20 protein-coding genes are annotated in these 20789 nt (G+C 43.7%); 11 read left to right on the forward strand and 9 right to left on the reverse strand.

Going from position 1 to position 20789, the window contains the following annotated elements; genetic code table 11:
- Positions 1–480: 480 nt before the first annotated feature.
- The 3 genes from JC606_RS18030 (at position 481) to JC606_RS18040 (ending at position 4565) form a co-directional block, all read left to right on the forward strand.
- Positions 481–3369 (forward strand): Ig-like domain-containing protein, encoded by a 2889-nt coding sequence (locus tag JC606_RS18030; RefSeq protein ID WP_198779109.1) that lies wholly within the window; start codon positions 481–483, stop codon positions 3367–3369.
- 381 nt (positions 3370–3750) lie between these two features.
- Positions 3751–3930, forward strand: coding sequence for a hypothetical protein (locus tag JC606_RS18035; RefSeq protein ID WP_008217153.1), 180 nt, complete (start codon positions 3751–3753; stop codon positions 3928–3930).
- A gap of 47 nt (positions 3931–3977) precedes the next feature.
- Positions 3978–4565, forward strand: coding sequence for a CheR family methyltransferase (locus JC606_RS18040; protein WP_102422935.1), 588 nt, complete (start codon positions 3978–3980; stop codon positions 4563–4565).
- Positions 4566–4692: 127 nt separating this feature from the next.
- Here the strand turns inward: JC606_RS18040 and JC606_RS18045 are convergent, their stop codons facing one another.
- A complete protein-coding gene (locus tag JC606_RS18045; protein ID WP_137407630.1) occupies positions 4693–6330 on the reverse strand; it encodes a methyl-accepting chemotaxis protein in 1638 nt (545 codons plus the stop codon).
- A 582-nt stretch (positions 6331–6912) separates the two neighbouring features.
- Between JC606_RS18045 and JC606_RS18050 the strand changes: the two genes are divergently transcribed.
- From JC606_RS18050 to JC606_RS18070, 5 genes are all read left to right on the forward strand, one after another.
- On the forward strand, positions 6913–7161 hold the full coding sequence (locus JC606_RS18050) for a hypothetical protein (RefSeq protein WP_137407631.1): 249 nt from the start codon (positions 6913–6915) through the stop codon (positions 7159–7161).
- Between the two features lie 90 nt (positions 7162–7251).
- A complete protein-coding gene (locus JC606_RS18055; protein WP_137407632.1) occupies positions 7252–8013 on the forward strand; it encodes an alpha/beta fold hydrolase in 762 nt (253 codons plus the stop codon).
- Between the two features lie 35 nt (positions 8014–8048).
- Positions 8049–8570, forward strand: a complete 522-nt coding sequence (locus tag JC606_RS18060; RefSeq protein ID WP_137407633.1) for a GNAT family N-acetyltransferase — start codon at positions 8049–8051, stop codon at positions 8568–8570.
- A 173-nt stretch (positions 8571–8743) separates the two neighbouring features.
- Complete coding sequence (locus JC606_RS18065; protein WP_102424926.1) at positions 8744–9100, forward strand: MerR family transcriptional regulator; 357 nt, start codon at positions 8744–8746, stop codon at positions 9098–9100.
- Positions 9101–9158: 58 nt separating this feature from the next.
- Entirely contained in the window at positions 9159–9548 is a 390-nt protein-coding gene (locus JC606_RS18070) for a carboxymuconolactone decarboxylase family protein (protein WP_102424927.1), read from the forward strand.
- A gap of 125 nt (positions 9549–9673) precedes the next feature.
- On the opposite strand, the gene JC606_RS18075 is transcribed toward JC606_RS18070, so the two are convergent.
- On the reverse strand, positions 9674–11233 hold the full coding sequence (locus JC606_RS18075) for an EAL domain-containing protein (protein WP_198779110.1): 1560 nt from the start codon (positions 11231–11233) through the stop codon (positions 9674–9676).
- 305 nt (positions 11234–11538) lie between these two features.
- Here JC606_RS18075 and JC606_RS18080 point away from each other — a divergent pair, with 305 nt between their 5' ends.
- Positions 11539–12189, forward strand: a complete 651-nt coding sequence (locus tag JC606_RS18080) for a hypothetical protein (protein ID WP_233090469.1) — start codon at positions 11539–11541, stop codon at positions 12187–12189.
- Between the two features lie 40 nt (positions 12190–12229).
- Entirely contained in the window at positions 12230–12652 is a 423-nt protein-coding gene (locus tag JC606_RS18085; RefSeq protein WP_137407636.1) for a lysozyme inhibitor LprI family protein, read from the forward strand.
- Positions 12653–12808: 156 nt separating this feature from the next.
- Here JC606_RS18085 and JC606_RS18090 read toward each other — a convergent pair whose 3' ends face one another.
- From JC606_RS18090 to JC606_RS18120, 7 genes are all read right to left on the reverse strand, one after another.
- Positions 12809–13810 (reverse strand): substrate-binding domain-containing protein, encoded by a 1002-nt coding sequence (locus JC606_RS18090; protein WP_004739464.1) that lies wholly within the window; start codon positions 13808–13810, stop codon positions 12809–12811.
- Positions 13811–13919: 109 nt separating this feature from the next.
- On the reverse strand, positions 13920–14846 hold the full coding sequence (rbsK, locus tag JC606_RS18095) for a ribokinase (protein ID WP_198779112.1): 927 nt from the start codon (positions 14844–14846) through the stop codon (positions 13920–13922).
- A gap of 228 nt (positions 14847–15074) precedes the next feature.
- Complete coding sequence (gene rbsB / locus JC606_RS18100) at positions 15075–15953, reverse strand: ribose ABC transporter substrate-binding protein RbsB (protein ID WP_198779113.1); 879 nt, start codon at positions 15951–15953, stop codon at positions 15075–15077.
- 138 nt (positions 15954–16091) lie between these two features.
- Complete coding sequence (gene rbsC / locus JC606_RS18105; RefSeq protein ID WP_198779114.1) at positions 16092–17084, reverse strand: ribose ABC transporter permease; 993 nt, start codon at positions 17082–17084, stop codon at positions 16092–16094.
- A complete protein-coding gene (rbsA, locus tag JC606_RS18110) occupies positions 17081–18586 on the reverse strand; it encodes a ribose ABC transporter ATP-binding protein RbsA (RefSeq protein ID WP_008217125.1) in 1506 nt (501 codons plus the stop codon). The genes rbsC and rbsA overlap by 4 nt, the downstream gene beginning before the upstream one ends.
- Before the next feature lie 85 nt (positions 18587–18671).
- A complete protein-coding gene (gene rbsD, locus JC606_RS18115) occupies positions 18672–19091 on the reverse strand; it encodes a D-ribose pyranase (RefSeq protein WP_105058081.1) in 420 nt (139 codons plus the stop codon).
- 307 nt (positions 19092–19398) lie between these two features.
- Positions 19399–19722 carry a winged helix-turn-helix domain-containing protein gene (locus JC606_RS18120; RefSeq protein WP_198779115.1) on the reverse strand — a complete coding sequence of 108 codons (324 nt, stop codon included), beginning with the start codon at positions 19720–19722 and terminating at the stop codon, positions 19399–19401.
- Positions 19723–20127: 405 nt separating this feature from the next.
- On the opposite strand from JC606_RS18120, the gene JC606_RS18125 reads away from it, so the two are divergent.
- A complete protein-coding gene (locus JC606_RS18125; protein WP_137407642.1) occupies positions 20128–20724 on the forward strand; it encodes a porin family protein in 597 nt (198 codons plus the stop codon).
- Positions 20725–20789: the final 65 nt, after the last annotated feature.

Genomic DNA, 20789 nt, shown 5'->3' on the forward strand with positions numbered 1-20789 from the left:
CCTTAGCCATGACTGGCTTAATTATAAGCAGATACACAATTTAAATTACAGGCTCAAATAGACTTCATGGTTCGTATGAGAGTTATTATACTTATAGATGCTTTTAGATGAGTGGATTTTGTCTAAGTTGTTGTTATATTTGTGTTTAATTCAGTATCTTTGTCTGTTAGTTATGTTGGCAAGACTTTTTCTTATCCAGGTTAATTTAATCGTTCCTCTCTTTTCTAAATTGGTTTAGCCTAATTTAGCTTACTCTAAGGGTGGTAATTTGAAGGGACCTTACACAATTGTATTTTCCGAAATTTTGGGCTTTATCTCATAATTAAATAAATTTTGACATTTATTCAATAAGTAAAAATTTAATTCATTTCTGGTTAATTTCCCGTGTAAATTAAGTGTGCTTGCAACGGGGGGAATGAATTTCCCATTGCAGGTTTATTGCAGAAATAAAATAATTAATATAAAGCTAAGGAATCAAGTATGTATCTAAGAAAGAGCAGTGCTAAACAGATTCACTCTATTGGATATCGCGCGTTAGGGCTAACAATGCTTTGCTCTGGCTTATTGTTGAATCCAATTTCACAAGCCATGGCTAGTGAGTTCAGTACTGATGCGATAGCTCAGTCAGAAAGTGAATACTGGAGCACCTATAAGCTAGATATCACAAACACGAGCTCAGATAGCGCAGACATGCGTGAAGCTGTGATCGAATTTTTATTGCCAGTAGCGATTAACGAGATCAACTGGGCGTCGAACCATCTTTCTTACCCATCATGGGAAATCTCTCATACGACGCAAGCGGATGGGGTATTGAACGCCGTGACATTGACGTTCCCAGAAGGCTCTTGGGTTGATAGTGAGCTGGCCTCTGGTGAATCTGCGGCATTGACTATCTCTTTCGGTGGTGAACTGACAGATCTGAATGCGTTTGAGAATTCTGTTGTGGTGAAAGTGGATGGCGAAGTGGTTCCTCCACCAGAATTTTCACTGGATATTTTAGCGCCTGCTCAAAACTCAGTGGTTTACACAGGTACGAATGTTGACATCATTACGGGTGTCGAAGGTGCGGGTGCAAGCAAACTCGAGTTCTGGGCAAACAGTACCAAATTGGGTGAGCAAAACGTTGTAGAAGGTACAACAGAATACCAACAAGCTTGGCTTCCAAGCGAAGTGGGTGCTGCATCGATCACTGTGATGGCGTTCAATGACAGTGGCGATAAACTCACAGAAAAAGCAGTTCAAGTGACGGTAGAGTCAGAATCGACGGCGCCAAATCCACCTGTGATTGAGTTTATCTCGCCAGACGCAGGCTCTTCTCACCAAAAAGGTGACAGCATCACAATTTCAGCGCATGTAACAGATGCAGATGATGACTTAGCGACGGTTAAGTTCTTCGCAAACGATGCCGAAGTGTGTTCTCTTGATGCGAAAACGACCCAAGATTTTTCTTGTGACTGGACAACGCAAACGGCAGGCTCTACTACGCTTCGTGCGGAAGCCAAAGATGACGAGCAACATGTCTCTAGTAAGAATTTAACCATCACGGTGAAAGATACAAGCACCAGCTGTGGTGACATACCTAAGTACCAAGATGGTGTGGCCTATAAAGTCGGTGATGAAGTCACTAACATTGGCAATATCTACTCATGTACGGTAGCGGGTTGGTGTGGTAACCCTGTATGGACACCAGGAACCGGTCATCCAAGTTATCCTGATGCGTGGAAAGATGCATGGGATGAAGCGGGTGAGTGTGATCCGAACCCTGTGCCAGTGGTGGACGTTCAATCACCGCAAGATGGACAGAAAATCGCACCTAACCAAGCATTCGACGTAGTTGTCGATGCATCGGATGATACTGAAGTTGCTCGCGTTGATGTTCAATTGAATGGTCAAGTGGTTGCGACATCAAACATGCCTTCACAAGGAGATACTTACACCATCACGGTACCTGCCCAAGTTGAAGGCCAATACACATTGACGGTTGTTGCCTACGATGACCAAGGTGCGAGTGCGGAGGCGGCGCCAATTTCTTTAGCGATTACCGATAAAGACTTGGTTGTTTCTTTGGCATCTCCTGTTGACGGCTCAAGCTATTTCGAAGGTCGTGCGATTTCGATCAAAGCAGACGCGAAGAGTTACGAAGGGGATATTTCCTCGGTTAGCTTCATCGCGAACGGTAACGAGCTTTTTAAAGATACGGAAGCACCTTATGAATATGAATGGCTAGGTGCTCAGCAGGGTACATATGCTGTAACCGCAAAAGCGGTGAATACGTCCAACCAAGAGCAAACCTCTGCAACGTCTAACATTATGGTCAAAGAAAGCACAGGCGGTGGCGGCTTAGTCGATAACCCTGATCGCTCTATCAGTTACCTAACGTCTTGGGGGCTGAATGACTACCAAGAGCTGTTCAACTCAGAAGGTGATGGCTATCTATTGTCATTTGGTAAGTGGGACGCAAGCGGTAACATCACGATCTCTGATGGCATGCTAACACCACCGAATTATAGCCCGGACTGGATGACAACACAGTATCTAGCGTGGTCAACACTCAAGCATGATAATGAAAATGTGACCATGATGGTCGCGTTCGGTGGTCAAACTTACGAAAGCATTTGGACGGCGATCGGTACGCCTAAAAGCCGTGAAGCAGTAGCTAATGGGTTGGTTGATTTGGTGCATACGCCATTCCCTGTGTACAAAAAGAACCTCAAACCTGAAGAAATGGAAGGCGAGTGTCTTGCAACAAATTCAGACGGAAGCTGTGACTACAGCAAGTACCAATTAGCGGGTTACGTGCACATTGATGGTTTAGATTTCGACTTCGAGAAAGCAGCACGAATCACATACAAAGAGAACCAAGACTTGACGGCTTTGATCAAACTTATCCGTGAGAAAGTGGGTAATACGAAGGTTCTGTCTCTCACAACTTACCACGTAGGTGCGGATCCTGTTGAATGTATGGATGCGAGTGTGTTTGAAAACTGCTCTTACATTGAAGAGTCTGGCCGCTCATCTCACCACGGTGAAGTGATTGATTTGTTGAAAGCGACCAAAAACGACTTTGATTTCTTCAACGTGATGACATACGACGCAGGTCGAAACTTCTTATACGAAGTCGCGATGGCAAATTACGCTGAGTACATTGGAGACAAGTCAAAGATTGTTTTAGGTAATACGATCAACAATCAGTGGGCACCCGGTGGTAACTTTGTTGAAACACGCCAGAACAACCTAGACCGTGCTAAATGGCAGAAAGATAACGGTTATGGTGGCTTTTTTATGTGGACGTTGGGTTCAAACAAACAAGGTTTGAACATGGCAGAGCAAGTGGATTACTTTAACGAGATGATTAGCGTAAGTAAGTAGTACTTACCTTATCGCCTACTTGAACGACGGAAGGCGCTTATGCCTTCCGTTATTTGCTCCCCAATCATTCAGAGCTCCAGATCCCCCTTGTGATAAAGGGGTTTAGCCAAAAGCGGTGAATAGTGCTTCATAACACTTCACATCGCATGCCCCCAAAGTGCGTTAGCACGATTTTCTTCGTTGATTTGGATACATGGTTTTCATTACTTGAACTCATGGCCGGAAAAAGTAAAAGACGTGGATAAATTTAAAAATAAATTAATATAGTTGAAAACCATTGCTTTACATCGCATTTAATCTAAAAAATATATATTCAAGTTTGATTATTGATAGGATCTATACTTATATAATATTTCGAGTTCTAACTCTAAGGAGTTATTGATGGATATGTTGGGTAAAGATTGCTTATTGCAATTAGTACTTGAACACTTTCAAGAAGATATAGCAAAGTCCGTTAACTTTGTGACTGGCGAGGTTGGAGTAGCATATTCAGATTTACCACATAACCTTATTTTTTGTGTGAATTTGTCGCTTGTCGAAAAAATTTATCCCACTAGCTAACTCGCTTCTGTTTTAAATCGAGTAAAATGCTACCTCAAGGTTTAAATATGGTAACTGACAACTTTTTCTATAACGCTGAATTATATAGAGACTACAGTGAGCTTGTGATCGAAAGGCAGATGCGGGGGAGTGATTTGCTTATTTGTTGTTTAGATACAGGTAAATACTACGATAGTTTTTCATTGGCAATGTTACATTCTTATTACGAACAAAAGACAGAGATGATCTCATCTGGTTTTTGTCGGATTATGTCTTTGGTTGACAACAATAGTTTTAGAAAAATAAACTGTAAAGGGAACTTCAAAGAAAGGTTATTTAGTAACACCCGAGGTGAATTAGCTGAATATCTAGAGTCTAACAAAGTTAAAATGAAGAATAGCCATTTTTCCATCAATCGAAAAATAGAAAATAAAATCACATTTAATAACTACGACCACGTTAATTTTAATCAGTACAATAGTAGGTTAGATGCGATTGTCATCGCATCATTAACCAATGAGTATCACGATATTGTCTGTAAGCATGCCCATGACATCCTCATACCTGGGGGGCATGTTTTTATCTGTGATAACTCCCGTGCCCCAGAATTTAAAGGAATGCGGTGTTTGAAAAAAGGGGTGTATGTTCGTGTTTAGACGGATTTGCCTGTTGAGGCTCTCTTTGCCATTAATGGAAAAAATCAGTTATAGCAGTAGCTGCGTGAGCTACTGCTATTCGTTTTTACGCGTAGGAAGCTTCCGCTTTTCAAAGCAGATTCTTGCATCATGCTAGTTTGAATCGGTTAATTGTACACATGAGATTTTCCGAGATACCTCTGAGTTCTCGGCTCGAATTAGCCATTTCGGTAGATTCGCTCGACACTAAAGTCGCCATATCACTCAAGCTGGCTACGTTACGGTTTATTTCGTTCACGGTGAGTGTTTGCTCTTCAGCAGCAGTTGCAATGTGTTGCGCCATACCTTCGATCTTATTCACTTGCTTGTTACTCTCGTCAATCTTGCATCCTGCCTGCGCGGATAGCTCTGAGGCCTTATTCGCTTTATCAACCCCTTGATGCATTACTGTAACGACATTTTCAGCGCCAACTTGCAACTTTTCTATAATATTTTGAATCTCAAGTGTGGACTCCTGAGTACGTTGAGACAGGGTTCTTACTTCATCAGCTACCACAGCAAAGCCCCGACCATGATCACCAGCCCTAGCGGCTTCAATAGCAGCGTTAAGTGCTAAGAGGTTTGTCTGTTCTGCGACTCCTCGAATAACTTCTAGAACCGTATCCACATTTTTTGCATCAAGCGCCAACTTCTGGACTGCTTGTCCTGCTGAGGTAATGACTTCCGCCATTTCGTTAGCTTCTATCACATTATTTTGAATAATTGAGGAACTCTTCTGTGTCTCCTGCGCTGCAAACCGACTTGCTTCATTTGCTTCAACGGTTCGCCCAGCAACTTCCTCAACGGTAGCCAGCATTTCTGTCATGGCTGTCGCAAGCATATCCACGTCGTTTCTTTGCTGGTTAAGGCTATTATCTATTTGGTGTACCGAATCAGTGAGTTGAGTTGCTGACGCTGATACTTGAGTCCCAATTCCCTGAATCCCGAGCATCATTGATTGAATAGACTCTACAAACTGATTGAAATAACGAGCCAAGAAAATCAGTTCTTTGCTCCCTTCTTCGGGAATACGTTGCGTTAGATCGCCTTCACCTCTTGATAATGCTTTCATCGCAGCCAAAGTACGATTTATTGGGAGAGTGATGGTTTTGATGAAGTAACCAACGATCAGTGAGAGAACCGTTAAAATGCCTATTGCATAACCTATCGATGTCATCTCAGCTCGGTGAGTCGTCGCTTGTAAGGCCACCATATTTACACCAGAACCAACCATCCATCCCCAAGGCTCCAACATTATTGCATAACTGGTTTTTGGCTCTAGCGTTTGTTTGTTCGGGTTTTTCCAATGATAATCAATGAATCCACCACCATTTTTCGAAATGCTGTACATCTCTCTGACAAAGTATTTACCCTTACTATCCTGAAGGTCCATAATATTTTTTCCTAAAAGAGAGGGGACGCCTGTAGCTATTTGCTTTCCTTCTCGATCACCTATAAAGATATAATTCCCATCATCAAATCGCATATTTGAGATGGTTTCCAATGCGCGAGCGCGTGCTTCCTCTTCGCTTAAATTTCCTATTTCACTCTGACTTTGATAATACCTAATAACGCTAACGGCGCTTTGAACTAGCGTTTTCACCCCTTTTTGATAACTCTCACGCACATGTTGGCGTGAGCCGTCTATATTTAAAATGGTATTTGCGAGTAAAGCGATTGCAAATAAAGCAAGAATCGCCCAAACTCTAATAGCAATCGATACGTTTTTAACTTCTTTAATTATCATGGATTTATCCCCTAACCAAAAATTTCCCAACGTACAACAAAGCTGTTATATCAAAGCAGAACCAGTGGATATTAATTTTTATATTATAAAATTAGCATATAAAAACCATTTATCTTGGTGCATGATGTAAAATTAAAAAATATTTTAAATTAGTGATAGAATGGATAATTAAACTAACTGATTATTAAGTTAATAAAATTCATTTCAAAAGAAATATTCTTTAAAGTGAAATATACGATTAGCATTTTCAACATAGTCGAATATAATTTGGTGGTTTGATATTAAAGCCACATTTTTCAGTAATTTAAACTTGGCTTACTTAATAAAACTCGCTTTTCAAGCCTCATACGGCTGCCGCGCAAATTCTCCTAACAAAATCTCCCTTAACATCCAATCCAACAAACACCTTTCTCATACATGTCATTGTCGCCTTTAAGATCGCCCTGAGCTGTCGCATCTTTAGAGCGGGCCAATTAATGCATTTTCTCATATCTGTAATGTTGCATTTGTGCATGTAACTCACAGACAAATTTCAAAGAAAAGGTACTCTAGTGAGTCTATGTGTTTGGCGAGTATTTTTGTATGCGTAAACTAAAAATCGACACTTATTGCTTTGAAACTGGTGAGCTAGAGGACAGTTTGACGGTTTCTTTAGGGATGGCAAGGCTACTTGTGACACTCTTACCTAAAAATACCAAAGCTAAGTTTGATGAAAACGGGGAGCAATTAGAAGCATTAGTTAACGCATTAAAAGACGCAAAGGCCGAAGGCATTTTACTAGAGTTGAAAGATGATGAGAGCAAAGAGCGCATTGTGTTTTCAGTGGCTTGAGTGGCTAGTCAATAACAAGCAATTCGACACGCTTGGTATGTGAAGTATGTATATGTTAAGTGTCGTGTTCTGTGGGTTTCAGGGGAAGAAATGAAAGAGTTTAAGGTTGAGGGCTGTAACGCGATACTTAGGTATCATGATCTTCCCGGTTCGGAAGTGCCTATTATTTTTATACACGGTATTGGCTGTGCTGCTTCGTTTGATTACCCGGCCGTTGCGGCCAGTGAATGTTTGCTTTCTCATCGGCGCATTCTTGTCGATTTATTAGGTTCTGGGTTCAGTGATAAGCCTGAGAGTTTCGACTACTCCATAGGTAGCCATGCGGCTTATCTTGAGGCATTCATTCAATCTTTGGGCTTGGATAAGTTTGTGATTTATGGTCACAGCATGGGTGGTGCTGTGTCGGTTGTATTGGCTGAAAAAGTTCTACCACAACTGCAGGCCTTGGTTTTGAGTGAGGCTAATCTTGATTCCGGTGGTGGGTTCTTTAGCAAGAAGATTGCGAGCTATACCGAGTCTGAATATGTCAACCACGGTCACGCTCAGATAGTGCAGTACAGCATCGATGAGCCAAATACTCAGTGGGCAGCCAGTTTAGTGGTGAATTCAGCGGTAGCGACACACAGGCAAGCCGTTTCCTTGATAGAAGGGCAGGACCCAAGTTGGCGTGATCGGTTGTACTCTTTGAATGTAAGCAGAACCTTTCTATTCGGCAGTAAATCTTTACCAGATACCGATACCGAGAGGTTGAATAACCACGATATCGCGATCAGCGTGGTTCCAGATGCTGGACACTCCATGGCGTGGGAAAACGCGAGTGGGCTAGCAGAAGCCATTAAGCGCGCGCTTTAATTAAGTGGTTTTACAAAAACTCAAAATGAGGTGTTATGGAAAGAGTCATATCTAAAGATATAGTCCTAAAAAATCTGAAAGTTTCAGATGCTTTTGCATTATTTAATGCCGTTGAATCAAGCAGGGGGAACCTATCAAAATATATGCCCTGGGAGAAGAGTGTGGTCGATCTTGAAAGTGCGCGAGCTTATATCGAAGGTCGGCTGAACAGTGGTATCGAAGGCTCACAGTGGTTCGCAGTACACTTCAAAAAACAGTTTTCAGGCGTATTTGGTGTAAAGTCAATTCACCGCGAGACTCGAGTCTGCGAATTAGGCTACTGGCTTGCTGACAGTGCAACGGGGAATCGAGTGGTAGGGCAAATTTTGGAGGTTCTTGTTCCAACCTTAGCAAGCGAACAAGGAGTTAAAGCCTTTGAGTTCCATTGTTTAGAGAGTAACCTGGCCAGTGTTAAGATTGCGAAACGTGCAGGTGCGACGCTGAAGTCTAAGGGGCAACACACACTGGATGTGCCTGAAAAAGAGCAATCTATGTGTATCTATGCACTAGAGCTCTAGGCTTAATAAGTAATTTAGGATCCAACGCGTGGGATTTTTCATTCCATCGTTGGGTTTTGTGCTTCTAGGACTGGGGTTTCTTTGATGATGATTTCTGGTTTGGAGGTTAGTATTCTTTACCCAAAATAACGTATTCGCTTATTCGCTTATTCGGCTATTAAGGAAGTAAAACCATGAACATGAAGGCGTTTTCTAGCTTGGTAGGTTTGTCGGCTCATACGCTTAGGTACTATGAAAAAATCGGTTTGCTTAAAAATGTTCAGCGTAATAGCAGTGGGCACCGAGTGTATACCGCGAAAGACGTAAAGTGGCTTGAGTTTGTCATTCGCCTAAAAGAAACGGCGATGCCACTCGAAGAGATATTGGAATACGCTCGATTAAGGGAGCAGGGCAGCAGCACGGTACTTGAACGTCAAGCTTTGCTAGAACAGCACCAACAGAGTTTAAAAGCGCATATTGCGCAGCAGCAATCTCATCTTTCCGCTCTGGAAGACAAAATTGACCTGTATAAAGATGGAAAAGTGCGTTGACTTAGAGTGAACTCTAACTTGTATGCTGCGCTCCTATTCAATACATAGGAGCAACACAATGAACACGTCACGTTTTGAAAAAGGGCTAGAACTGCTCAAACAGATTGATGGTGAAGCTGGGCAAAATGTTATCGAAAGCCTGCAAGACATTTGCCCTGATTTAGCCAAATATACCATCGAGTATCCTTTTGGTGATATCTATGCTCGCAAAGGCTTGGATTTGAAATCTCGCGAGATTGCGACGGTGGCAGCGTTAACCGCACTAGGCAACTGCGCCCCGCAACTTAAAGTGCATTTGAATGCGGCGCTTAATGTGGGTTGCAGTGAAGAAGAGATCAAAGAGGTGATCATTCAGATGTCTGTGTACGCTGGTTTCCCTGCTGCGCTGAATGGGATGTTCGCATTCAAAGAAGTGCTTGCTGAACGATCGGCGAAACACGACAGTTGATCTGATGCTTAATGCTTGGCGCCCCACCATTTGGCACTTAACGCCAGTGCTAAGTGTTGGTTTTATGAAAGTCATTTTAAAAGGGCGCCAGTAACGGCGCCCTCTAATCGGTTTACATTCATCGGTTAGGTTGGCGAGATGTGATACTCATGAGTGGTGGCTATGTGCTGTTGCTGCCTGAGCAGGCCGATGGTTAGGTTGATTGGCATCGGCTTATAGAAATAGAAACCTTGGATATAGTCGACACCTAACTTAGACAAGACTTTCACTTGCGATTCATACTCTACGCCTTCCACGATAACCTGCATGCCTAAAGTACGGGACAGTTGCAGCATGGACTCTAGCAAAGGAACACCAAAGCTGGATTCGTCTGAAATGTTCTGCACGAAGACGCGATCAATTTTGAGGATGCTGAACGGAAATTGCCTTACGAAATCTAACCCTGAGTAGCCCGTACCAAAGTCATCAATTGCGACTTTCACGCCCATGTTCGCTAGCTTGGTTAGGTTCTCTTTTATCTTTGCCATATCCGCGTCTGAGCACTCACCATCTTCGGTTACTTCAAACACCACCTGCTTTAAAATATCAGGGTTTCTTTTGAAAATCCCTGATACTTTGTGGGCGAAGTTACTGTTAGACACGACGTTTCGGCTGATGTTGACGCTGATGTATTTGTCTTCGAAAAGGTCTTGATTATGTTTGATGGTTTTCAATACTTCGCGTAGCACAAAGTACGTCAGCTCTTCTATCAAACCTAGCTTCTCTGCGAGCGGTATGAAAATAGCGGGCGATACGTTGCCTTCAATCGGGTGGTTCCACCTTAACAGTGACTCACAGCCCACGATTTGGGTAGTTTTCTGGTCAACAATAGGCTGCATGTGAACTTGCAGGTGTTTGTTTTTCAGAGCGCTAGAGAGGGAATATTCTAAACTGCGTTGGCTCTGCTTTTTATGCTTAGCGGAGAGCAAACAAATGGTGGTGATTCCCGCCATAAGAAACCCAAACCAAGAGAAGCTCATTAAGAAGTTGATGTAGTACTGGTGCCCGATGTAGGAGGTTATAGCCAGAGGGTAGGCCTCTGATTGTATGCGAACCTTCGAAAAGTACACACCGGGATCGGTCGGGTGAATATCTCTTTTTATCACTTCTACTTTTGAGTTGATTCCATGGCTGCTCAGGTTTGACTCCACAAGGTCGTAGATGAAGTGTGGCGGTATCATCAGGCTTACTCCCGCCTGCTCTTTGTCCGAGAAAATCAGCATGATGGACTGCACCTTGGTAATTGCAGCGTTGGAGTACGATAAGGTGGTTAAGTTTGGATCGTCATTGAGCCTTTCTCGGATGCTGCTATAGAGGCGAAATGACACCTCGCCATCGGTGGTAGAGCAGTAAAAACGGTTATGTTTATTGAATACAGCGGCTTCTTTCACCCAATCGGCATTGAATACATTCTGACGAAGCTCGGTCACGATAGCATCACAAAACAGGTCGGGTGTTATCTCTGCGAGAAAGCTACCAAATCGAGCTTGGATCTCTTGAAGCCTGATTTCCACTAACTGTGAAGACTCTTCGGTTAGCGTATGATAGTGAGACGGTGTAAAAGGGATGAGCAATGCCATCGACAAAACGAAAGAGATGGCAAAGTAGAATGTGGTTTTGGCAAAATGTTGGTACTTGATATCCATAATTGGAGAAGCGTTACCGAGTGTATGAGCATTCGATTTAATTTATAAATTTAACGATTAGTTATCAAGAGAAATAATAATTATTGTGAATGTACGCATGTGTTGTGGATTGAAATCGCATGTTTTATAGTCTTACTTTAAAAATCATAGTGTTAGAAATACTTTCAAGGTTAAGTGTGTCGTTTGTTGCTCAGTACTTTTCAGGTTTTTATGAACCGAAGTCTTTCGGGCTTGTAGTATGAAATTGAGAGCTATAGCTTTTGAAATAACGCAATTGGGTGGGTTTGAGCGTAATGATAAAAAAAATGATTTGGATGTTGGTACGTGTGTTCATTGCCTATTTGATGATCGCCCCTACCTACGCGATCTTTATCTTGTCTAATACCGCAACGCCTCGTCTTTTTGATACTGATCCAGAAGTGTTAGTTTGGCTCTCGTGCTTTCTTCTTGTGATTGGCTATGTACTTATTAGGTTTTCTAGAACCAAGTATATGGGAAAGTTATTATCGCTTGCTGTATTGGGAGCGGTAGTTTTAACCATGTACGTCGATGTACGATATCGGATTTTTGAAGTCAGTGTTAATGCGTGGAGCTTATTTTTAGCTGTTCTGTATCTGATTATGCTTTTGTATTTCATTTTTCCAGTTAGGCAATTTAAGCCGCTACTGAGTTTGGCGCCTGTCGCTAGTGTGTCTTGGTTTTTAGTTTGGGCTCTAGTGATGCCAATAAGTTTAACGTATGAGTTGATCAGCAGTAAAACAACCATCTCTATGGAGAATTATCAGAAGGTAGTCGACTTGCTACCAGAGGTTTACCTACATGGTTTCCAGTCAGGTTTGTTTGCCATGTCTCTTGTTATTTGGTTGTATGCTTTTGTGGTCTTTGGGCATAACCCTAAACGTAGTTATCAACAATTGGTGTCCCATGCTATTAGGATTCGCAACGCTTGGCTTTAAGAGGGCGCATACACGTGCTTTTGAATTAGGGAGAGCAATAATGAAAAAGGTTTTATCGGTTGTATTATTAGCGTGTGTACCTTGGGTAGTATCTGCTTCTGACGGTGTGGTCGATTGCGACAATGCGATGAACACGCTAGAGATAAACCACTGTGCTGCACTTGAACTTGAAGCTGCACAGATAGAGCTAGAGGAATACTTAGCAGCCAGCTTTGAACACAATGCTAAGGATACAGAGTTGGTGGATGCCATTAAGGGGGCGCAGGAGAGCTGGCAAGCTTATATGACAGCGCATTGTGATTCTGTATATACCCAATGGCGCGACGGTTCAATTCGTGGGCTGATGGCGCTTTCTTGTAAGACCAAGTTAACCAAGCAACGCACACATGAGGTGTGGGAAAGCTTCTTAACTTACATGGACAGCACGCCGCCTGTGTTGCCAGAACCTCAGGTGATGGAATAAAAAATTGTTAGGTTTTATCTATCAGAAAGGCGGAGGGTACAGTTTGATGGACGACACTTATTCATGGCTAATGAGCTGAAAGCTCAAACTTAAAGCTAAAGAAAAAAAGCCAACTGGATAAGCTGGCTCTTTGTTCTGGGGTTGGGTAGCTGTGGGTTAAACTGCTTTTACGCTGCTTCGCTCTACTAGGGTCGGTTCTAACTCGACGACCTGTGGGTAGGCGTCTGGTGTTTGTAAGCGACTCAACAGTGTATCAACGGCTGCTTTACCTAAGCGGTGTTTTGGCTGGTGGACGGTGCTTAATGCCGGTGTCATGTATTTAGACAAGTGGATGTCATCGTAGCCAATGATTGAGAGATCATTGGGTATTGATGTGCCATCCTGCGCTGCTGCGTGAATCACGCCCATTGCCATCATGTCGTTACTTACAAACAGTGCACTCGGCATTTTGCCACGAGATTTTAGTGTCTGGTACGAATCAAAGCCGCCATCGCACTCGAAGTTCGATTCGACAATCCAATCAGCGTTGATTTCTAATCCCGCTTCTTCCATCGCTTGTTTGAAGCCTTGGTAACGCGATGATGCTTGGTTGCGATGTAGCGGACCTGTGATACAGCCAATGTGAGAGTGGCCGTTATCAATCAGGTGTTTGGTCGCCATGTAGCCACCTTGATGCGAGTTGTCTTGAATCTTGTCGCTCGCAAACAGCATTGGGCCCCAATCCATCACTACAACAGGCAGTTCTGGGTAACGCTCGAATACGTCGATATGCTCGCCTTCAAGGGTAGAGCACATCAGCATTAAGCCATCGACACGCTTTTGTAGCAGTGTATCGATAGACGATTTCATACGTTCGCTATCGCCTTCGGTGTTACACAAGATAAGGTTGTAGCCTTTTTCATAACAACGACGTTCAACACCTTTTACTACTTCACCAAAGAATGGGTTGGTAGAAGTTGTCACTAGCATGCCAAGCGTTTTGGTTTGCTTCATCTTCAAGCTACGAGCTAATGCAGAAGGCGCATAGTTAAGCTCTCTCGCGGCATTGTTGACACGCTCAGCTATCTCTTCACTGACAAAACGCGACTTGTTAATCACATGGCTTACCGTAGAAGTAGATACCTTTGCGAGCTTAGCGATGTCTTTCATTGTTGCCATAAAAAATCCTTGTGGGAGTCACTTATCCACGTTGAGCGATATTCTGCCTGAAAACAGAGGCTTATGTTTAGTTATTTGTTGTTACATAACTTAATTAAGCTTCAACCTATTAGGCAGACAATTGCTCTGCTAAAAACGTATCGGCTTCGGCGCGGCTTGGAATTGAGGTTTGAGCGCCAAAGCGAGTCACTGAAATTGCCGCCGCAGCGTGGGCAAATTTAATCGCACGCTCCATTGGCATGTCTTCAAGTAAGCCGGTAACTAATGCACCGTTGAAGGTATCACCAGCTGCGGTTGTATCAGTCGCTTCAACGCGGAAGCCTGCTATCAGTTCACCTTCACCGTTTCTACTTACCCATACACCCTTAGCGCCAAGCGTGATCATTACTGTCTCGATGCCTTTCGCATGCAGAGCCAAAGATGCTTGGTGCGCAGACGCGCTGTCGGTTACGGTCACGCCTGTTAGCACTTCTGCTTCGGTTTCGTTTGGCGTAATCACGTCTACACACGCTAATAACGTATCCGATAATGGGCGAGCAGGGGCCGGGTTTAGAATCACGTGAGTGCCGCTCTCTTTAGCGGTTCTCGCTGCGTATTCAATGCCTTCGATAGGAGTTTCCAATTGAGTTAGAAGGAATTTCGCGCCGCGGATCTTCTCTAGGTGTGGTTCGATTTGTTCGCAAGTTAGCTTGTTGTTCGCTTCTGGAGAAAGACAAATGCTGTTTTCACCCGCTGCTGATACTTGGATCATCGCGATGCCCGTAGGCGTGTTCTCTGCCACGATGACACCATCGATATTGATTCCATCGTTAGCGAAATCTTGACGAATATTGATACCAAACGGGTCGTCACCGACACAGGCAATAAAGCCGATATCTGCGTTTAATCGCGCTGCAGCGACCGCTTGGTTTGCGCCTTTACCGCCAGGGATGACCTGATAGTTACCGCCAATCAAGGTTTCACCCGGACGAGGGAACGAAGGAACTTGCAGTACGTGGTCAGCGTTAACGCTACCTAAAACAATCAGTTGAGTCATGATACGAGCCTTATGATATATCGTATTTGAAAATGCATGGGTCTTTCTCATTGCTAACTATTCGAGTCACGTAGAGTCGTCAGTCGCGATAGAGGAATGAGAAACAGCGATGCACTGTCGGTTTTTGCTTTTTGCTTTTTGCTTTGAGCCAGTGAGTAAATGAGCGATTGAGTAAAGCAAGCAGGGAGATAGGGGACTCCCTGCTTTGTATTACTCGTTTAGCATCGATTATTTAGCGATGATTTTTAGAGGTACTGGTACGTACTCGTCTACTTTTTCGTCTTTCAATACTTTGTCAGCCATCTCGATACCTAGAGAACCGATTAGGTCTGGTTGTTGTGCAACGGTTGCGCCAAGTAGGCCACGGTTAACAGCAGCGATGCCGTCGTCTGTTCCGTCGAAGCCAACGATCATTACGTCTTTACCAGATGCTTGAACTGCGCGTAGTGCACCTAGAGCCATTTCATCGTTCTGAGCGAATACTGCTTCAACGTCTGGGTTAGCTGCAAGTAGGTTTTCCATTACGTTCAGACCTTTAGTACGGTCGAAGTCAGCAGGTTGGCTTGCAAGAAGCTCAAGGCCGCTGCCGTTTACTGCGTTCATGAAGCCTTCACCACGTTCACGAGCTGCAGAAGTACCAGCGATACCTTCAAGTTGGATTACTTTCGCTTTTTCGCCCACTTTTTCCATGATGAAGTGACCCGCCATTTCACCACCGATTACGTTATCAGAAGCTATGTGGCTCACTACGTCACCACGGCTTGCACCACGGTCTAGCGTTAGTACTGGGATGTTAGAGCGGTTAGCCATGCGAATTGCGTTAGACACAGCATCTGAATCTGTTGGGTTGATCAGGATTGCTTTAACACCACGAATGGTTAGATCTTCAATGTTCGACAGCTCTTTGCTTGGGTCGTTTTGAGAATCAAGAACGATAAGCTTGTAGCCTAGCTCTTCAGCTTTCGCTTCTGCGCCATCTTTCATGGTCACAAAGAATGGGTTGTTCAATGTAGACAGAACGATTGCCATTGTATCTTGCGCCTGTGCAGACACAGATACCGTTGTAGAAAGCAGAGCAGCAGAAATAAGAGTCGCTAATTTTTTCATGGTGTAAGTCCTTTGTGTAGGGTGAGCTAGGAGGTGAGTCCTAGCTCGTTGTTACATTATTTATAGATTTAATGTTTGTTATTTATTGATGCTTTTCTGTTGAAAAAGCAGGGTGTTGCATTGACTCAAACTAGAGTCTTATTTGTTTTTGTTGTCGACCAGTACTGCCAGAAGAATAACCACTGCTTTTGCAATCATCTGGTAGTAAGAAGAAACGTCTAATAGGTTTAGGGCGTTGTTCAGGAAGCCAATAATCAGTGCACCAATCAATGTGCCCATGATGCGACCACGACCGCCAGCTAAGCTTGTACCGCCAAGAACCACAGCTGCGATAGCGTCTAGCTCATAACCCATACCTGCGGTTGGTTGAGCCGATGACAAACGAGAAGCCACGATGATGCCCGCTACTGCTGCTAACAGACCACAGATTGCGTAAACGCCAATTTTTACTTTGTCTACGTCGATGCCTGATAGGCGAGTTGCTGATTCGTTGCCGCCAAGTGCGTAAACGTAACGGCCAAAGCGTGTGTGGTTAAGTAAGTACCAAACGGATGCGAATACTACGACCATGATCCAAACTGGAACTGGTACACCCATTGCGTAGCCTGTACCGAACCAAGCGAATGGGTCTGCTGTGTCAGTAAAGCCTGTTGAGATAGGGCGACCGTCGGTGTAAACCATGGTTACACCACGCAGTAGTGTCATGGTTACTAGCGTTGCGATGAAGGCTTGAACCTTACCTTTCGCGATGATCACACCACTGATTGCACCTAATGCTGCGCCTGCTACAAGAGCGGTTGGTACAGCCACCATCACAGGGATTTCCATGCCAATCATACTGGCAGCGAATGCACCACAAAGCGCCAGTACAGAACCAACACTCAAGTCGATACCTGCGGTTAAGATAACCAGCGTCATACCTACAGCGATGATTGCGTTAACCGACGTTTGGCGCAGAATGTTTAGGATGTTGTCGACAGTAAAAAAGTTCGGGTTTAAGAAAGAAACGACAACAATCAGGAAGATCAAAGCAATCAATGACTTTTGATCAATCAGCCACTCTTTGCTGATAAACGGCTTTTTCTTCGGCGCTTCAGTTTCAGTTGTTTTGCTCATGGTTTTGGTACTCATGCTGCGTCCTCGTTAATCTTTTTACCGACCGCACACGCCAGTAATAATTCTTGGTTTGCTTCTTTAGCGTCAAATTCACCGCTGATGCGGCCTTCATGCATCACCATGATGCGGTCACTCATTCCTAATACTTCTGGCATTTCAGAGGACACCAAAATGATGCTCATGCCGTCGGCTTTAAACTTATTAATGAGTTGGTAAATCTCTTTTTTCGCACCGACATCGACACCACGGGTTGGCTCGTCGAGGATCAGTACTTTTGGTTTGGTCATCAAGCCTTTAGCGATAGCGACTTTCTGCTGGTTACCACCAGAAAGGTTGCCAATGATTTGCTCGCGAGTAGGGGTTTTGATGTTGAATAGCTTGATGAAGTCATCCACTGCGATCACTTCGTCTTTGTGTTGGATTTGACCGCTTTTGGTCAGTAGGTCCAGTGAACAAAGAGACATGTTCTCTTTCACTGAAAGCCCAAGCACTAAGCCGTCACCTTTACGGTCTTCAGAGATGTAAGCGATGCCATTAGCAAGGCCATCTTTAGGGCTCACAGGGTTGATGGTTTTATTTTCTAAATTGATAACGCCGCGCTCACTTGGAAGGGCACCGTAAATCACTTTCATCAACTCCGTACGACCAGCACCCATTAGCCCTGATACACCTAGGATTTCACCGCGCTTTAGGGTAAAGCTAACGTCATGAACACCAGAACCCGTTAAACCAATCACTTCCAAGCAAGTTTCACCATGACTTGGTGCGATGCGAGGGTATTGTTCGTCGAGCTTACGACCAACCATCATTTCGATTAGGCCGTCTTCGTCAGTATCTTTTACTTCGCACTGACCAATGAACTTGCCGTCACGAAGTACAGTGATGTCGTCACAGATCTCGAAGATCTCTTTCAAGCGGTGAGAAATGTAAACAATGCCGCAGCCTTCATCACGTAGCTCGTTGATTACTTTGAACAGAGATTCGGTTTCAGTATCGGTTAGGGCATCTGTTGGTTCATCCATGATGATGACCTTAGATTCAAACGATAGGGCTTTTGCAATCTCTACCATTTGCTGCTCGCCTAGGCTCAGTTCGCCAAGTGGTGTTTTTGAGCTGTGTTTTACGTTCAGGCGTTTCAGTAGCTTGTCGGCTTCTTGGTACATCTCATTCCACAAGATGCGACCCATGGTGCCAGTGATTTCACGACCTAAGAAGATGTTCTCGGCGATGGTCAGCTCTGGGATCAGGTTCAGTTCTTGGTGAATGATACTGATACCAGCTTGTTGAGAGTCACGAGGCCCTTTGAATGCAGCAGGCTTACCTTGGTAGGCGATCGTACCGCCATCCAAGTGATAAATACCTGTCAGCACTTTCATGAGGGTTGATTTACCTGCACCGTTTTCGCCCATTAACGCCATCACGCGTCCTGGGTAAACGTTGAGGCTTGCCTTGTCTAGTGCTTTCACACCAGGGAAGGCCTTCTCAATTGAGCTAAGTTCTAAAATGGCTTGAGTCATGTCGGTTCCTTTACTCGGGGCCAGTTGTATTTGGTTATTCTGTCTTTCAGCTATCACGCTGGGCTGTCGTTATGTTTCGCTTGAGCTAAAACGTTACACCAGCTTGGAAAATGACATTCGCGTAAGGTGTGCATTCACCGGTACGAATCACAGCGCGGCTTTCATGAGTGCGCTGTTTAAATTCTTCATGAGTGATGTAAGTAATCGCAATTTCTTTACCACAACGCGCTTCTTCTGTTTTGATTTGATCAATCAGCGCTGCATGATGCTCTGGGCTTACTTTTGCGAATTCTTCCGCGATAACCACACCTTCAATTTGAGATTCATCAAGCATGGTTTTGACGGTCTGAGCAAAGCTTGGAACACCGTGAGTTAAAGCTAGGTCTATACGAGAAACATGATCTGGAATCGGCAGCCCTGCATCACAAATCGTAATTTCGTCTGTGTGGCCAAGAGTCGCCACTAAGTAGGAGAGTTCAGAGTTTATAAGAGTACTTTTTTTCATATCACGACCTATCGAAAAAACACGTTTGATGGGATGAGGAACAACTCAAGAAAAGCCATCGAAACGTTTCGATAGTGATAATAGTGTGTGATTTATCATTTGCACCTTTCACCTTCTTAGAGTGTGATAATGATCATCGAAACGTTTCGATGAGGCGTTTTTTGGTGATCTCAATCACCGTGATTGATTGCATAAATTCGCGGGAAGTAGGGGGCTAGGTTCGTTTTTGTGGAGCCCGAACGTTGGCAAAGCTAGGAACAGGTTTACTCGATGTGTGGCTTTACCGTTGGCTCGAATAGGGCAAAGCCTAAACGAGTTCACCTTCTTTTATTGATAGAGCGTAACCAAACTTGGTGACTGTGAGAATTTGGATATGAGGCGTTCTTAAGCGAGCGAATACGTTACGCAGGTTATAAATAACGTTAGCTAGGGCGTGAGGTGATGAGAGCTCTCCCTCCCAGCACTCATCAATAATATGTTCTTTAGTGATTGGCTTTCCTACGTTCTCTACTAGTAGACAGAGCACAGCCAATAACTGAGGGCGTAATGCAATACGGTTACCTTGCTGATTGGTAATCGTTCGAGAGTTGGTATCAATGAGTAGGCCGCTGAAGTTTATGGTGTGGTTCATCGTATTTATGTTCATTTGTTCGAATAGAAAAGATTGGTTTATGACTTGTTGTGCATCGAAAGTGAGCAATCAAAGCGCGCGGATTATGCAAAATCAGACCTCTCTTGAAAGTAAGCGCACGTAAGCCACGCGAGAAAAAATATAAAAAACCGTTGGTTTGAAAATGGATGTGGGATTTTTCGCGAAAAGTGAAGATGTTTTATTTCTTTTTTATTCAGTTGGTTATTTGTTTTTACTGATTGAGTTGTTCGAAGTTACTAAGTGATTATATTTTTATTTATTTTTTTGTTTTCTGTGAGCGTAATCTGCTCGCCAATTCGACGGGGTGTCGGATAACTCTGACAAGATTGTGTAGCAGGGGAAGACGTAGCAATCTTGATTTGAAATAAGTAAGGTCAAGCAGTAATGAACAACAAATATATTTTAAGCATCGCGATGATGTCTGCACTTGTGGCAAATAGTGTAATGGCAGAGGACAATGGTTTCTACTTAGGTGGTGCAATTGGTACAACTGGTATTGATGATGGTGGGCTTTATGAGGGCTCTTCAAATCCCATTACTGTTGATGCAGAAGATCGTACTTACAAGATAATTGCTGGATACCAATTTAATCGTATCGTTGCACTAGAGGCGCAATATACGAATTATGGCGACGTTGTTGCAAAAAATGCATTAACCAAAGATTCTTACACTTGGTCTCCAACTGCATTTTCGATCGTTGCTAATCTAGGTTACACGTTTGACAATGGAATTCGCCCCTTTGGCATCGTAGGTTTGTCGACGATTGATTTAGACCAGTCGCTTCCGTTACTTGATGACGATCGTGGTGACGCTATTCGCTATGGTTTCGGAGTTGAGTACACACCCAAACAGGCTGAAAACTTTAGCTTTAGATTAGGTTATGAAGCGGATGCATTTGCGATTGAGAGCGATTCAGGTTTTGAAAATGATAAAGATCTCGTGATTGATTCATTTTACCTAGGCGCAACATACAACTTTTAAGTTTCAAACTTTGTTAAACGGTAAATCGATTTCTAAATGGGGCGTCGGTTGGCTCAACCCGTTTG

Source organism: Vibrio sp. IB15, from assembly GCF_016406055.1.
GTDB classification, from domain to species: domain Bacteria; phylum Pseudomonadota; class Gammaproteobacteria; order Enterobacterales; family Vibrionaceae; genus Vibrio; species Vibrio chagasii.